The organism is Amycolatopsis sp. NPDC051758, assembly GCF_044453095.1.
GTDB lineage: Bacteria > Actinomycetota > Actinomycetes > Mycobacteriales > Pseudonocardiaceae > Amycolatopsis.
Genome location: NZ_JBITCJ010000010.1, coordinates 59,027 through 73,327 on the forward strand (window position 1 = coordinate 59,027; position 14,301 = coordinate 73,327).

At 71.2% G+C, this 14,301-nt stretch carries 12 protein-coding genes; 9 read left to right on the forward strand and 3 right to left on the reverse strand.

The genetic code is table 11. From position 1 onward, the window contains the following. Positions 1 to 29: 29 nt before the first annotated feature. From ACIA5G_RS38305 to ACIA5G_RS38315, 3 genes are all read left to right on the forward strand, one after another. Positions 30 to 494 carry a GNAT family N-acetyltransferase gene (locus ACIA5G_RS38305; protein ID WP_395932392.1) on the forward strand — a complete coding sequence of 155 codons (465 nt, stop codon included), beginning with the start codon at positions 30 to 32 and terminating at the stop codon, positions 492 to 494. Positions 495 to 534: 40 nt separating this feature from the next. Then, positions 535 to 1,371: an SDR family NAD(P)-dependent oxidoreductase gene (locus tag ACIA5G_RS38310; RefSeq protein WP_395932394.1), complete on the forward strand. Its 837-nt coding sequence runs from the start codon at positions 535 to 537 to the stop codon at positions 1,369 to 1,371. A gap of 81 nt (positions 1,372 to 1,452) precedes the next feature. Next, positions 1,453 to 3,501, forward strand: a complete 2,049-nt coding sequence (locus ACIA5G_RS38315) for an MDR family MFS transporter (protein WP_395932396.1) — start codon at positions 1,453 to 1,455, stop codon at positions 3,499 to 3,501. Here ACIA5G_RS38315 and ACIA5G_RS38320 read toward each other — a convergent pair. Then, complete coding sequence (locus ACIA5G_RS38320) at positions 3,498 to 4,337, reverse strand: PHP domain-containing protein (protein WP_395932398.1); 840 nt, start codon at positions 4,335 to 4,337, stop codon at positions 3,498 to 3,500. The genes ACIA5G_RS38315 and ACIA5G_RS38320 overlap by 4 nt on opposite strands. 39 nt (positions 4,338 to 4,376) lie before the next feature. Here ACIA5G_RS38320 and ligD point away from each other — a divergent pair, with 39 nt between their 5' ends. Together ligD and ACIA5G_RS38330 are read left to right on the forward strand one after the other, a co-directional pair. Then, positions 4,377 to 5,327, forward strand: a complete 951-nt coding sequence (ligD, locus tag ACIA5G_RS38325) for a non-homologous end-joining DNA ligase (protein ID WP_395932400.1) — start codon at positions 4,377 to 4,379, stop codon at positions 5,325 to 5,327. A gap of 19 nt (positions 5,328 to 5,346) precedes the next feature. Then, positions 5,347 to 5,814 carry a cobalamin-dependent protein gene (locus tag ACIA5G_RS38330; protein ID WP_395932402.1) on the forward strand — a complete coding sequence of 156 codons (468 nt, stop codon included), beginning with the start codon at positions 5,347 to 5,349 and terminating at the stop codon, positions 5,812 to 5,814. Here the strand turns inward: ACIA5G_RS38330 and ACIA5G_RS38335 are convergent. Then, the gene (locus ACIA5G_RS38335) at positions 5,745 to 6,941 is read right to left on the reverse strand and encodes a thiolase family protein (RefSeq protein WP_395932404.1); all 1,197 of its coding nucleotides are present in this window, start codon (positions 6,939 to 6,941) and stop codon (positions 5,745 to 5,747) included. The two genes, ACIA5G_RS38330 and ACIA5G_RS38335, sit on opposite strands and share 70 nt — an antisense overlap. 131 nt (positions 6,942 to 7,072) lie before the next feature. Between ACIA5G_RS38335 and ACIA5G_RS38340 the strand changes: the two genes are divergently transcribed. The 3 genes from ACIA5G_RS38340 to ACIA5G_RS38350 all read left to right on the forward strand — a co-directional run bounded on the left by ACIA5G_RS38340 (position 7,073) and on the right by ACIA5G_RS38350 (position 12,294). Next, positions 7,073 to 7,510, forward strand: coding sequence for a winged helix-turn-helix transcriptional regulator (locus ACIA5G_RS38340; RefSeq protein WP_395932406.1), 438 nt, complete (start codon positions 7,073 to 7,075; stop codon positions 7,508 to 7,510). 327 nt (positions 7,511 to 7,837) lie between these two features. After that, entirely contained in the window at positions 7,838 to 11,440 is a 3,603-nt protein-coding gene (locus ACIA5G_RS38345) for a discoidin domain-containing protein (RefSeq protein WP_395932408.1), read from the forward strand. Between the two features lie 92 nt (positions 11,441 to 11,532). Further along, a complete protein-coding gene (locus tag ACIA5G_RS38350) occupies positions 11,533 to 12,294 on the forward strand; it encodes an SDR family oxidoreductase (protein WP_395932410.1) in 762 nt (253 codons plus the stop codon). Here ACIA5G_RS38350 and ACIA5G_RS38355 read toward each other — a convergent pair. Continuing rightward, positions 12,230 to 12,886, reverse strand: coding sequence for a TetR/AcrR family transcriptional regulator (locus ACIA5G_RS38355; RefSeq protein WP_395932412.1), 657 nt, complete (start codon positions 12,884 to 12,886; stop codon positions 12,230 to 12,232). The two genes, ACIA5G_RS38350 and ACIA5G_RS38355, sit on opposite strands and share 65 nt — an antisense overlap. A gap of 110 nt (positions 12,887 to 12,996) precedes the next feature. Between ACIA5G_RS38355 and ACIA5G_RS38360 the strand changes: the two genes are divergently transcribed. Then, a complete protein-coding gene (locus ACIA5G_RS38360) occupies positions 12,997 to 14,220 on the forward strand; it encodes a lipase family protein (protein ID WP_395932414.1) in 1,224 nt (407 codons plus the stop codon). Positions 14,221 to 14,301: the final 81 nt, after the last annotated feature.

A 14,301-nucleotide genomic window follows, 5' to 3' on the forward strand; every position in this document is an offset into this window, starting at 1 on the left:
TGAAAAAACACCGAGTTACGGTCGTCGGTATGACTGTTTCCGTCGATGTCACCGAAGAAGTCCCGGAACTCGTGAAGTCCGCCGAAGCGTTGTTCGCCGAGGACGCCGGTCGCCACGACCCGCGCATGGATCTCGGCTGGCCGGCCCGTGAGGGTGCGGCCTACTACCAAGACCTCGTCGAGGACAAGAACGCCCTCTGCCTGCTGGCCCGCGCGGACGGCGCGGTGGCGGGCCACCTGATCGGCCGGCTGCTGCCGGTCAGTTCCCTCCGCCCCGACGCGGTGCGGGCGGTGCTGGAAAGCATGCGGGTCGCGGCCGAGCGGCGCCGCGAAGGCGTGGGGGAAGCGCTCGTGTCCGCGTTCGTGGCCTGGGCCGGGGAACGCGGGGCGAACGAGCTGGCCGTGCAGGCGTACGCGCACAACGAGGGCGGGCTGGCGTTCTACCACGCGCAGGGGTTCCGGCCGTTCGAGGTCAGGCTGGCCCGGGCGGTGTGAGTGGTGCGGTCCGGACCACGGCCGGGCCACACTGGGGAGCATGGGAATCCTGGACGACCGGGCCGTGGTCATCACCGGCGCCGGACGCGGACCGGGGCGGGCCTTCGCGCGGCACGCCGCGGAGTCGGGTGCCGCGGTGGTGGTCAACGACGTCGACGCGGAACCGGCCCACAACACCGTGGCGGCGATCGAAGCCGAGGGTGGCATGGCGGTGGTGAGCGTCGGCTCGGTGGCCGACGCGGACTACGCCCGTGGCCTGATCACGTTGTGCCGCAACCGGTTCGGCCAGCTCGACGGCCTCGTGAACAACGCCGCGATCGGCTACCACGCGCGGCCGTGGGAGGACGACGACGCCGAGCGGACCCGCGCGCTGGTCGAGACGAACGTCCTCGGCCCGTTCCACTGCGGTACGGCGGCCGCGAAGGTGATGGTCGCCCAGGGCGCCGGTGTCATCGTCAACGTGACGTCCGGATCGATGATCGGCCAGCGTGGCGCGGCCGCCTACTCGGCGTCGAAAGGCGCGGTCGCGTCCATGACGTACTCGTGGGCGGCCGACCTGGCGCGGCACGGGGTGCGTGTCAACGCCGTCAGCCCGATCGCCTGGACGCGGCTGATGGCCGCCGACCCGAACGGGAACCCGGACGCGTACCCGCCGGAGCGGGTGGCGCCGCTCGTCACCTACCTCCTCAGCGACCTCTCCGCCGGCGTCACCGGGCAGGTGCTGCGGCTGGCGGACGGGCACCTGCACGCCGTCCGCCAGCCCGCGATCATCCGGCCGGTCCTGCACCAGGAGGTCTGGACGCCCGAAGAGATCGCCGCGGCCGTCGACGGCGAGCTCGTCCTCGAGTCGCCGCCACCGGACCGCTGGACCCTTTGACCGGCAAGGACCACCGGAACGGGTGGCTATCCACAATGGACGGCGCGCACTAGCCTCGGAGGCCGAGCGAGGAGGGTGCGGATGACGGCCACCGCCGAGATCGCCCACGAGCCGGGACCCGCACCGTTGAGCAAGGGGCGGGTCAACGCCGTGTTCGGCGCGGTGCTGCTGGGGATGCTGCTGGCCGCGCTGGACCAGACCATCGTCGGCACCGCGCTGCCCACCATCGTCGGCGACCTCGGCGACCTCGGCGGCGCCGGGCACCTGTCCTGGGTGGTCACGTCCTACCTGCTGGCCGAGACGATCATGACCGTCGTCGTCGGCAAGCTCGGCGACCTGTTCGGCCGCAAGCTGATGTTCCAGCTGTCGGTGGTCGTGTTCGGCATCGGCTCGTTCTGCGCCGGGTTCGCCGACAGCATGGTCTGGCTGATCGTCTGGCGCGCGGTGCAGGGCCTGGGCGGCGGCGGGCTGATGGTCACCTCGACCGCGCTGATCGCCGACGTCGTCCCGCTGCGCGAACGCGGCAAGTACCAGGGTGTGCTCGGCTCGGTGTTCGGCGTGGTGACGGTGGCCGGCCCGATGCTGGGCGGCTTCTTCGTCGACCACCTGTCGTGGCGCTGGGCGTTCTACGTCAACATCCCGCTCGTCGTCGTGGTGCTGATCGTCGCGTCGGCGGCGATGCCGAGCGTGCGCGCCGCGGTCAAGCCGGTGATCGACTACGCCGGCATCCTGCTCATCGGCCTCGCCGCGACCGGGCTCACCCTGGTGACGAGCTGGGGCGGCACGCAGTACGCGTGGGGCTCGCCGACGATCATCGGGATGGCCGTCGGGTCGGTGGTGCTGCTCGGCGCGTTCGTCTTCGTGGAGCTGAGGGCCGAGGAACCGATGCTGCCGATGCGGCTGTTCCGGAACCCGGTGTTCACCGTCGGCGGGATCATGAGCTTCGTCGTCGGCTTCGCGATGCTCGGCGCGCTGTCCTACCTGCCGACGTACATGCAGTACGTCCAGGGCACTTCGGCGACGACGTCCGGGGTCCGGCTGCTGCCGATGGTGCTGGCGCTGCTGGTCGCCTCGATCGCCGCGGGCAACGCGGTCAGCAAGACGGGCCGGTACAAGATCTTCCCGCTGGCCGGCGCCGCGGGCATGACGATCGGGCTGTACCTGCTCTCGCGGCTCGACACCGACACCGGGTTCTGGGAGGCGTCGGCGTACATGGCCGTGCTGGGCCTGGGCATCGGGCTCGGCATGCAGGTGCTGACCATCGCCGTGCAGAACACCGTCGACTACGCCGACCTCGGTGTCGCGACCTCGGGCGTGACGTTCCTGCGGTCGATCGGCAGCTCGTTCGGCGCGGCCATCTTCGGCACGGTGTACGCCAACCAGCTGGCGCCGAACCTGGCCGCGGCGGTGGCCGCCCATCCGCTGCCCCCCGGTGTCGATCCACGGGTGACGCAGATCCCGAGCGCTTTGCACGCCCTGCCGGAGTCGGTGTCCGCGCCGGTGATCCAGGCCTACAGCGACTCGCTGCACGTGGTGTTCCTCGCCGCGGCCCCGGGCGGGCTGGTCGCTTTTGTGCTGGCGTTCTTCCTCAAGGAGGTCCCGCTGCGGGACACCGCCCGCGCCGCGGCGCCGGATCTCGGCGACGGCTTCGCGATGCCGGAAGCCCGCACCGACGACCGCGAGCTGGAGCGCGCGGTCGCGACGCTGTTCTTCCGCGAGCGCCGGAAGGTCGCCCCGGCGATCGTCGAGCGTGCCGGCAGTGACCTCGACGAAGGCGGGATCTGGTGCCTGCTGCAGGTCCACCTGCGGGAACGCCGCGGTGAGCCGTCGACGCTCAAGGCCATCGGGGAGTACTTCTCCGTGCCGGCGCCCGTGCTCGAACCGGCGTTCAACCGGCTGGAGCTGACCGGGCACCTGCGGTACGCCGGCGGCCGCTGGGTACTGACGGCGCTCGGGCACGAGGAATTCGGCAAGGTGGTCCGCGCCTGGCACGACTGGCTGGCTTCACGGCTCGGGGACTGGGGCACCGGCAACCGCGCCGAACTGGACGCCGCGATCGGCCGCGTCGCGGCCCGGCTGCTGGACCAGAGCGTGGAGTCCCGTTCGTACGGCCGGCACGCCCTGGCTTAGCGGCGCCAGAAGTCGTGCGGGGTGCGGCCCGGGCGGAAGCCGCACGACTCGACCAGGGTCGCGGCCGCCGCGAAGCCGTGGCCGACCAGTCCCGGCTCGTGGGCGTCACTGCCGAACGCGACCGCCTCGCCGCCCAGCTCGAACCACCACCGCACCACCTCGCCGGGCAGCGGCACCTTCGTGTTGACCTCGAGCGCGCGTCCGCTCGTGGCCAGGGCACGCAGCACCGTGCGGAACTCCGCCTCGAAGTCCGCCACCACGAACGGCGGACCTTCGGCCGGCCACGACCGCAGCGCGTAGTCGATGTGCGCGAGCACGGCGAACTCGGCCGTCGACTCCACCAGCCCCAGGACCTCGGTCAGGTACGCGCGCAGGATCTCGCCCGGCGGCCGGCCGGACACCACGGTCAGCTCGTGGTGGTGGCCGTGGTCGCCGGGCAGCGAATGCACCGAGCCCAGCACCCGATCGAAGGCGTGGGCGGCGAGGAGGGCGTCGGCGCGGGTGCGGTGCCAGTGCGGCTCGCTCAGCTCCACTCCGGACAGGATCCGCAGGTCCGGGAACCGGTCGCGGCACTCGGCCACCGCCGCGAGGTACCCCTCGACGTCGAGGTCCGGCGGCTCGAGGACACCGTCCGGACGCAGCCGCACCCGGAAGTGGTCCGGCAGCAGCGGGCGAATCGGCTCCGGCATCAGCCACGGGGTGAGGTCCGCGTGCTCGGTGAAGGCCACGGACGGCAGGCCCAGCTCCAGTGCCCGTTCGCACGAGCCCGCCATCGACCCGGTGACGGTGTCCCAGGACCATTCGGTGTGCACGTGACCGTCCGGTGGGAGACTCATGATCTCAACCTAACGCCGGTTTTGGGCTAGCGTCTGCGTATGGCGCAGAAGTCGGCGGCGGTGGAGCTGGAGGTCGGGCCGCACGCGGTACGGATCTCGAACCCGGACCGGGTGTACTTCCCGGCTCGCGGCGAGACGAAGCTCGACCTGGTCAACTACTACCTTTCGGTGGGCGACGGCATCGTCAACGCGCTGCGCGAGCGGCCCTGCATGCTGCACCGCTTCCCGTCCGGCGTGGCGGGGGAGAAGGTGCACCAGAAGCGCGTCCCGAACGGCGCGCCGCCGTGGCTGGAGACCGTGCGCGTCGACTTCCCGCGGTACGGGCGGCACGCCTACGAGCTGTGCGTGACCGAGCTCGCGCACGTCGTGTGGGCGGTGCAGATGTCCACTGTGGAGTTCCACCCGTGGAACTCGCGGCGGGCCGACACCGAGAAGCCGGACGAGTGGCGCATCGACCTGGACCCGATGCCCGACTGCGGGTTCGACCGCGTCCGCCGGGTCGCGCACGTCGCGCACGAGGTCCTCGACGAGCTCGGCGCCGTCGGCTGGCCGAAGACCTCCGGCGGCCGCGGCCTGCACGTCTACGTCCGGATCGAACCCCGCTGGGGCTTCTCCGACGTCCGCCGGGCGGCGCTGGCCTTCGCGCGCGAGGTCGAACGCCGGGCACCGGACGACGTCACGACCACCTGGTGGCGCAAGGACCGCGACCCGCGCACGCTCTTCGTCGACTACAACCAGAACGCCCGCGACCACACGATCGCGAGTGCGTATTCGGTCCGTGGCAACCCGGAAGGCACGGTCTCGACGCCGATCCGCTGGGACGAGATCGACGACGTCGAGCCGGGCGACTTCACCATCGCCACCGTCCCGGCCCGCTTCGCGGAGCTCGGCGACCTCCACGCCGGAATCGACAACGCGGTGTTCTCCCTCGACCCGCTGCTGGAGTGGGCCGACCGCGACGGTGTTGAGGAACCACCCGAAGACGACTGACGTATTTCCGTGGCCGCTCGTGGCTCTGGTCGGCATGAAGATCGTGCTGACCGGGCTGGATCCGGCCGCGTGGAGCCTGGTCGCGTTGCAGGTGGTCCTCGAACGCGAAGGCCACGACGTGGTCAACCTGGGCGCACTGCCGCCGGTCGATTTGGTCGTCGGGGCCTGCCGACGGGAACGCCCCGGCTGCCTGGTGCTCTCGGCCGCGCTCGGCACCGAGGGCGGGCCCGTGCTCCGGCGGGTGCGCGCCGACCCGGCGCTGCACGGCCTGCCCGTCGTGATCGGCGGCCGCTTCACCGGCTCGCGGGCGGAACTCCTGGCGCTCGGCTTCGACGAGGTGTTCCCGGTGGGCCCGGACGGGCCGGGCCAGGCGGTCGTCCGGTTGCGGCGATACCTGGCCCGGCCCCGCGGGCGCCGTCAGTCGAGGCGCTCGACGATCGTCGCGTTGGCCAGGCCGCCCGCCTCGCACATCGTCTGCAGACCGTAGCGGCCGCCGGTCTGCTCCAGCACCGACAGCAGCGTCGTCGCCAGGCGTGCGCCACTGCCGCCCAGCGGGTGGCCGAGGGCGATCGCGCCGCCGTTGACGTTGACCTTCGCCAGGTCGGCGCCGATCTCGGCCTGCCAGGCGAGCACCACGCTGGCGAACGCTTCGTTGACCTCGAAGGCGTCGATGTCCGCCACGCTCAGCCCGGCCCGGTCGAGGACCTTGCGGGTGGCCGGGATGACGCCGGTCAGCATGTACAGCGGGTCGTCGCCGACCACGGCGAAGCTGTGGATCCGGGCGCGCGGCCGCAACCCGAGCGCCTTCGCCGTCTCGCTGCTGGTGATCATCAACGCGGCGGCACCGTCGTTGATCGGTGAGGAGTTGCCCGCGGTGACGTGCCAGCCGAGCTCGGGGAACCGCTGTTCCCAGACGTCGGCGCGGAACGCGGGCTTGAGCCCGGCGAGGATCTCCGGCGTGGTGCCCGGCCGGACGGTCTCGTCGGTCGTGACGTCGGCGAGCACTCCGTCGGGGCCCGGCGCCTTGAGCGGCGCGACCTCGCCGGCGAACTTCCCGTCGGCCCACGCCGTTGCGGCCCGCTGGTGGCTTTCGGCGGAGAACGCGTCCAGCTGGGCCCGGCTGAAGCCCCACTTGGCGGCGATGAGCTCCGCGCTGATGCCCTGCGGGACCAGGCCGTCCGGGTAGCGGGCGGCGACCTGCGTCCCGAACGGGTCCCGGCCGGCGACCTGGCTGCCCATCGGCACCCGGCTCATCGACTCGACCCCGGAGGCGATCACGACGTCGTAGGCGCCGGCGATGACCCCCTGCGCGGCGAAGTGGACGGCCTGCTGGCTGCTGCCGCACTGGCGGTCGACGGTCACCGCGGGCACCGACTCCGGCAGGCCGGCGGCGAGTGCGGCCCAGCGGGCGGTGTTCATGCTCTGCTCGCCGATCTGCCCGACCGCGCCGCTGATCACGTCGTCGATCCGGGCCGGGTCGACGCCGGTGCGTTCGACGAGCGAGCGCAGGGCGTGGGCGTGCAGGTCGACCGGGTGCACCCCGGCCAGGCGGCCGGTCGGCTTGCCCTTGCCGATGGGGGTCCGTACCGCGTCGACGATCACCGCGTCCGTCATGGCGTCTGCCTCCTCGCAGATCGGGGATGCCTTCGGTATACGCCCTGTGAGTTGGATTCCACAACTCACCTGTTCGCCAGGTCACACGCGACTGACGTGCTAGGTTGGATTTTCAACCCGTGGGAGGTGGCATGGTCCGGCGTGGTCGTGAGTGCTCGGTCGCCGAGGCTCTCGAGGTGGTCGGCGAGCGGTGGAGCCTGCTCGCCCTGCGCGAGATCATGCTGGGGGAGCGGCGGTTCAACCAGATCGCCGAGAACACCGGCGCCAGCCGCGACATCCTGGCCGCGCGGCTGCGCAAGCTCGTCGACGCGGGGGTGCTCGAAAAGGTCCAGTACGAGGCCCACCCGCCGCGTCACGAGTACTACCCGACCGAAGCCGGCCGCGCGCTGCAGCCGATCCTGCTCGGCCTGATGGCCTGGGGTGACCAATACGTCCACCAGGGCGAACCGCCCACGCTGTGGCGCCACGCCTGCGGCGAGGAGCTGTGTCCGGTCAGCGTCTGCGCGCACTGCGGCGAGCCGGTCAACGCCCCCGGCACCCACGCGATCCGCCTCGGCGCCGTGCACTGAGTCCGCGCTGCCCTCGGAAGGCCTCCTCGCCCCGCGCGAGGAGGCCTTCCGGCGTTTGGGCGTTGACTTGAGACGCCGGTCACTGTAACTCTTGAACGAATCAGTGCAAGAACCTGACAACAGCGCGAGAAATTGCGGCAGTAGTCAGGAAGATCCCGCCCAGCTCCTCAACGCCGAGGTGTCCATGACGGTTGCTCCGCCCTGCCCGCGCGCGCCTCCGGCCCGGCCGGTCGTGCCCGCCCGTGCCCCGGTCTCCGCCGTGCCCGCGTCCCGCGGGCCGGTCCTCGCTCCCCGCTTCTCCCGCTTCCCCGGATCAGAGGAACCTCAATGAGAACGAAGCGACTCCTGTCGCGCGCGGCGACCTACGCCGCCCTGTCCCTGCTCCTGGCGGCACCCGCCGTCGCGGCGAGCGGCGCCCCGGCCGCGATCGCCGTCCCCACCGCCGTCGAAGCGGTCCAGCCCGCGGCTCAGGCCGCGTCGGCGACCTACACCGCCGGCAGCCAGCTCGCCGAGTACCCCGCCTCGAACGTCGGCGACGGCAACCAGGCGACCTACTGGGAAAGCACGAACAACCAGTTCCCGCAATGGATCCAGGCCGACCTCGGGGCCACCACGAACCTCGCGCAGGTGGTGCTCAAGCTGCCGGCCGGCTGGGAAGCGCGCACCGAGACGCTCACCGTGCAGGGCAGCACTAACGGCACGAGCTTCAGCACCCTCGTCGCGTCGGCCGGTTACCGGTTCGACCCGGCCACGGCCAACACCGTGACGATCACCGTCACCGGCAGCACCCGCTACGTCCGCCTGAACGTCACGGCGAACACCGGCTGGCCCGCCGCGCAGCTGTCGGAGTTCGAGGTGCACGGCCCGGCCGGCGGGGACACGCAGCCGCCGTCCGCGCCCGGCAACCTCTCCTACACCCAGCCCGCGAGCGGCCAGCTCCGGCTCACCTGGTCGGCGTCGACCGACAACACTGGCGTCGCCGGCTACGACGTCTACGCGAACAACCAGCTGCGCGGCAGTGTCGGGGGCACGGTCCTGGCCTACACCGACAACCAGCCCGACGGCACGACGGTCTCCTACTACGTCCGCGCCAAGGACGCCGCGGGCAACCAGTCGGGGAACAGCAACACCGTGACCCGCAACGGGACCCAGGCCGGTACGAACCTGGCACCGGGCAAGCCGATCACGGCGTCGTCGACGGAGTTCACCTTCGTCGCGGCCAACGCCAACGACAACTCGACCAGCACGTACTGGGAAGGCGGCGGCGGGACGTACCCGAACCTGCTGACCGTCGCGCTCGGCTCCAACGCCGATCTCGACCAGGTCGTCGTCAAGCTCAACCCCGACGCCTCGTGGGGCCCGCGCACCCAGACCATCGCGGTCGAAGGCCGTGACCAGGCTTCGAGCGCGTTCACCACGTTGTCCGCCGCGCAGACCTACAGCTTCAACCCGAGCAGCGGCAACACCGTCACCATCCCGCTGAGCGGCCGCGCGGCCGACGTTCGCCTGCGGGTCACCGCGAACTCCGGCGCCGGCGGCGGGCAGGCCGCGGAGTTCCAGGTCTTCGGCGTCCCCGCGCCGAACCCCGACCTGACGATCTCCGGGGTGTCCTGGGCACCGCAGAACCCGGTGGAGACCGACACGATCACCGCGTCGGCGACCGTTCGCAACGCCGGGACCGCCGCTTCCGGCGCGACCAACGTGAACCTCTACCTCGGCACCACGAAGGTCGGCACCGCCGCGGTCGGCGCGCTGGCCGCCGGGGCGTCGGCGACGGTGCCGGCGAACATCGGCACCCAGAACGCGGGCAGTTACCAGCTGACCGCGAAGGTCGACGAGGCCAACGCCGTCATCGAACAGAACGAGGCCAACAACTCCTACACCGGTTCGACGGCGCTCGTCGTCAGCCCGGTGCAGAGCTCCGACCTCGTCGCCGCGACCGGGTGGTCGCCGAACACCCCGTCGGCGGGCAACACGGTGAACTTCAGCGTGACCCTGCGCAACCAGGGCACCATCGCGTCCGCGTCGGGAGCCCACGGTGTGACCGTGACGATCACCGACACGAACGGCACGGTCGTGAAGACGCTGACCGGCTCGTACTCGGGCGCCATCGCGGCCGGGGCCACGGCGTCGCCGGTGAACGTCGGCACCTGGACCGCGGCCAACGGCAAGTACACCGTGAAGACGGTCGTCGCGAACGACGCCAACGAGCTGCCGGTGAAGCAGGCCAACAACACCAGCACGCAGTCGCTGTTCGTCGGCCAGGGCGCCAACATGCCCTACGACATGTACGAAGCCGAAGACGGTGTCCTCGCCGGCGGCGCGGCCGTGGTCGGCCCGAACCGCACCATCGGCGACCTCGCCGGTGAGGCGTCCGGACGCAAGGCCGTCACGCTGAACTCGACCGGCGCTTCGGTGGAGTTCACGACGCGCGCGGCGACGAACACCCTGGTCACGCGCTTCTCCATCCCGGACTCCGCGGGTGGTGGCGGGATCAACTCGACGATCAACGTCTACGTCAACGGCACCTTCCTCAAGGCGATCGACCTGACCTCGCACTACGCGTGGCTCTACGGCGCCGAAACCGGCCCGGGCAACTCGCCGGGCGCCGGGCCGCGCCACATCTACGACGAGGCCAGCGCGCTGCTCGGCACGACCGTGCCGGCGGGAAGCAAGATCAAGCTGCAGAAGGACGCGGCGAACAGCACGAACTACGCGATCGACTTCGTGAACTTCGAGCAGGCCACCGCGCAGGCGAACCCGGACCCGGCGCACTTCGCCGTCCCGGCCGGATTCACGCAGCAGGACGTCCAGGCCGCCCTGGACAAGGTCCGGCAGGACACCACCCTCACCGGCGTCTACCTGCCGGCCGGGAACTACTCGCTGTCGAGCAAGGTCAACGTCTACGGCAAGGCGATCACGCTGATCGGCGCCGGGCCGTGGTTCACGAAGTTCTCCGCGCCCGCCGGGCAGGAGAACACCGACATCGGCTTCGACGTCCAGTCGACTGCCAACGGGTCGACGGTCAGCGGGTTCGCGGTGTTCGGGAACTACACCTCCCGCATCGACGGCCCCGGCAAGGTGTTCAACCTGGCCAACGTCGCCAACCTCACGATCGACAACATCTGGGTGGAGCACCAGGTGGTCATGGTGTGGGGCACCAACGTGGACAACACGACGATCAAGAACTCCCGGATCCGCGACACCTACGCCGACGGGATCAACCTCACCAACGGGAGCACCGGGAACCACGTCGTCAACGACGAAGCCCGGTCCACCGGTGACGACAGCTTCGCGCTGTTCGCCGCCACGGACATCAACCAGGGCAACCAGTACGACAACGTGTTCGAGAACCTGACCGCGCTCACCCCGTGGCGCGCGGCCGGGCTGGCGGTGTACGGCGGGTACAACAACACCTTCCGCAACCTCTACATCGCGGACACGCTGACGTACTCGGCGATCACGATCAGCTCGCTCGACTTCGGCTACCCGTTCCTCGGGTTCGGGCCGCAGCCGACGACGGTCCAGAACGCCTCGCTCGTCCGGGCGGGCGGCCACTTCTGGGGCCAGCAGACGTTCCCGGCGATCTGGATGTTCTCCGCCTCCAAGGAGTTCCGCGGGATCCGGGTGTCCGACGTGGACATCCAGAGCCCGACCTACAGCGGGATCATGTTCCAGACGAACTACGTCGGCGGCCAGCCGCAGAACTCCGTGCAGGACACCGTGTTCACCAACGTGAACATCAGCGGGGCCCAGCGCAGCGGTGACGCGTTCGACGCGAAGTCCGGCATGGGCATCTGGGTCAACGAGCTGCCGGAACCGGGTCAGGGCCCGGCTGTCGGCTCGGCGACGTTCACCGGGCTCACCCTGAGCAACAACGCCCAGGACATCCGGAACACGACAAGCACGTTCACCATCGTCCGCAACTGAGCCGCACCTGATCGAATAGTGCCGTCAAGGCCACCTTACGGGCGTCTGTCGCCCGTAAGGTGGCCTTGACGGCGTGAAGCGGAGGTGGGCTCGTGCGGATCCTGGTCACCGGCGGCACCGGACAGCTCGGCAGGGTGGTCGTCGAACGGCTGCGCACGGCGGGGGAGGACGTCCGCGTGCTGAGCCGCCGGTCCGCGCCCGGCGTCGTCCCGGGTGACCTGCGGACTGGCCGCGGCATCGACTCCGCGGTGGCCGGGGTGGACGTGGTCGTGCACTGCGCCACCGACTTCCGGCACGAGACGGCGCTCGCGAAGACCCTGATCGAGGCGGCCCGGTGGGCGGGTGGCCCGCACCTGGTCTACGTCTCGATCGTCGGTGTCGACCGCGTCCCGCTCGGCTACTACCGGAGCAAGCTCGAAACCGAAGAGCTGGTCGCCGCCTCCGGCCTGCCGTACACGATCCAGCGGGCGACGCAGTTCCACGCGCTGATCCGGACGTTGTTCGCCGGCGCGTCCCGGCTGCCGGTGCTGCCCGTGCCGCGGCTTTCGTTCCAGCCGGTGGACGTCCGGGACGTCGCCGAACGCCTCGCGGACCTCGCGGTGGGTGACCCGGCCGGCCGGGTGGCCGACTTCGGTGGTCCCGAGATCCTCGCGGCGGCCGAGCTGGCGCAGGCGGTCGCGGAGGCGAGCGGCCGGCGCCGGAAGATCGTCTCGCTCCGGGTGCCGGGGGCGACGTTCCAGGCCTACGCCGGCGGCGGGCACCTGGCACCGGACCACCTCGACGGCCAGATCACCTTTGCGCGGTACCTGGGCGAGCAGGCGGACGCGGGCGTGCTGCGCTACCGGCGGCGTTAGGCGTCACCAGCAGCTTGAGCACGTCGCCGAAGAGTGTCGGCGGGACCGCGTCCGGGTCGACGCCGCGCTCCACCGCGAGGCCGTTGGACAGCGCCAGCACCACGACCGCGAGGTGCTCGGGCGCCAGCGGCAGGTCGACGCCGTGCAGGGCGGCGGCCTTGGTGATCGCCGTGGTGACGGCCTCGCGCAGCCGGGCGCGGCGCTCGGCCAGTCCGGTGTGGACGGCGGGGTTGCGCATCGCCAGACCCCAGTACTCGAGCAGCAGCCGGTGCCAGGTGGCGTCCGAGTCGATCCCTTCGAGCAGCCGCGTCCCGGCCTCGGCGGTCGCCTCGTCGAGGTCGGCCAGCTCGGCGAACACCCGGGTCGCGCGGTCCATCCGCTCGACGATGTGCTCTTCCATGATCGTCAGCACCAGGTCGTCGCGGCCGGTGAAGTTCGAGTAGACCGCACCCTTGGTGAGCCCGGCTTCGGCGGCGACGTCGTTGAGCGACGTCGCGGCGATGCCCTCGCGCGCGAACACCGTGGTGGCGGCGGTGATGATCCGCCGCCGGGTCTCGGCGCGGCTCGGGCGGCGGCGCGGGGAGCCGGTCATGGGGCGCAACGGTACAACCTCGCCCGCGTGGGAGGGATTCGTTGACCGTGATCGGCGTCACGTGGTAATCCCTTCACTCGATACCGGTCGGTATCGAACCAGGAGGTCCCGTGCTCACTGTCAACGCCGACACACGCCGAACCCTCGTCGCCGCGGCCGCCGCCGTACTGGCCGCGGCTGCCCTGACCGCCGCGGCTCCCGCCGCCCCGGCCGCGGAACTGCCGCCCCACCCCGCCGCCGATCCCTTCTACGCCCAGCCGTCGCCGTTCCCGGACGTCGCGCCGGGCACGATCCTCGACTCGCGCCCGATCACGATCCGGGCGCTCACCCTGCCGCTGCCGATCCGCGCGTGGCAGGTCAAGTACCGCTCCTCGGACACCCGCGGCGCCGCGATCGCCGACGTCGCCACGGTCATGCAACCGGTGTCGCCGCCGCCCGGGCCGCGCACGCTGGTCTCGTACCAGACCGCGCAGGACGGGCTCAGCCTCGACTGCGCGCCTTCGTACGTCCTGGCGACCGGGACGGCGTTGCCCGCCGAAGAGCTGGCGCTGATGGTGCCGCTGCTCGCGGCCGGCCACACCGTCGTGACCGCCGACTACGAAGGCCCGGACTCGGAGTGGACCGCCGGGCTGAACACCGCGCACGGCGTCATCGACGGCATCCGCGCGGCCCAGTCGTTCGCGCCCGCCGGGCTTTCCGGGCCGTCGACGCCGACGGCGTTGATGGGCTACTCGGGTGGCGCGCTCGCCAGCCAGTGGGCGAACGAGGTCCAGCCGTCGTACGCGCCGGAGCTGAAGTTCGCCGGGGTCGCCGCCGGCGGGGTGCCGGCCGACATCGAGTACGTCGCGCGCCGGATCGACGGCGGGCCGCTGTCGGGGATCTACATCGGCGCCGCCGTCGGGCTGAGCCGCGCGTACCCCGAGATCAACACGGACACGCTGCTGAACGACCGCGGCAAGCGGGCCTTCGCCGACGTCGGGGAGCAGTGCATCAGCCAGTTCAGCGTCACGCAGGCGTTCCGGCGGATGGCGGACTACACCACCGTGCCGCAGCTGCTGGACGTGCCGGCCGTCCGCGAAGTGATCGCCCGGAACGTCATGGGCACCCGGAAGCCGGGCTCGCCGACCTACTTCTACCAGGGTGTCTTCGACGAGCTCGCGCTCACGCCGCCGGTGGACGCGCTGGTGCGGAAGTACTGCGCGGAGGGCGTGACGATGCAGTACAACCGGATCCCGATCGGCGGTCACGTGACGGTCGCGGTCCAGGGCGCGCCGGGCGCGCTGGCCTACGTCCACGACCGGCTGGCCGGCAAGCCGGCACCGCACAACTGCTGAGGACACGTCGTATGTAATCGGATTAATTACGAAGATTCTTGACCTCGGATCCGGATAGGTCATATGTTTGGCGGGTTGCTC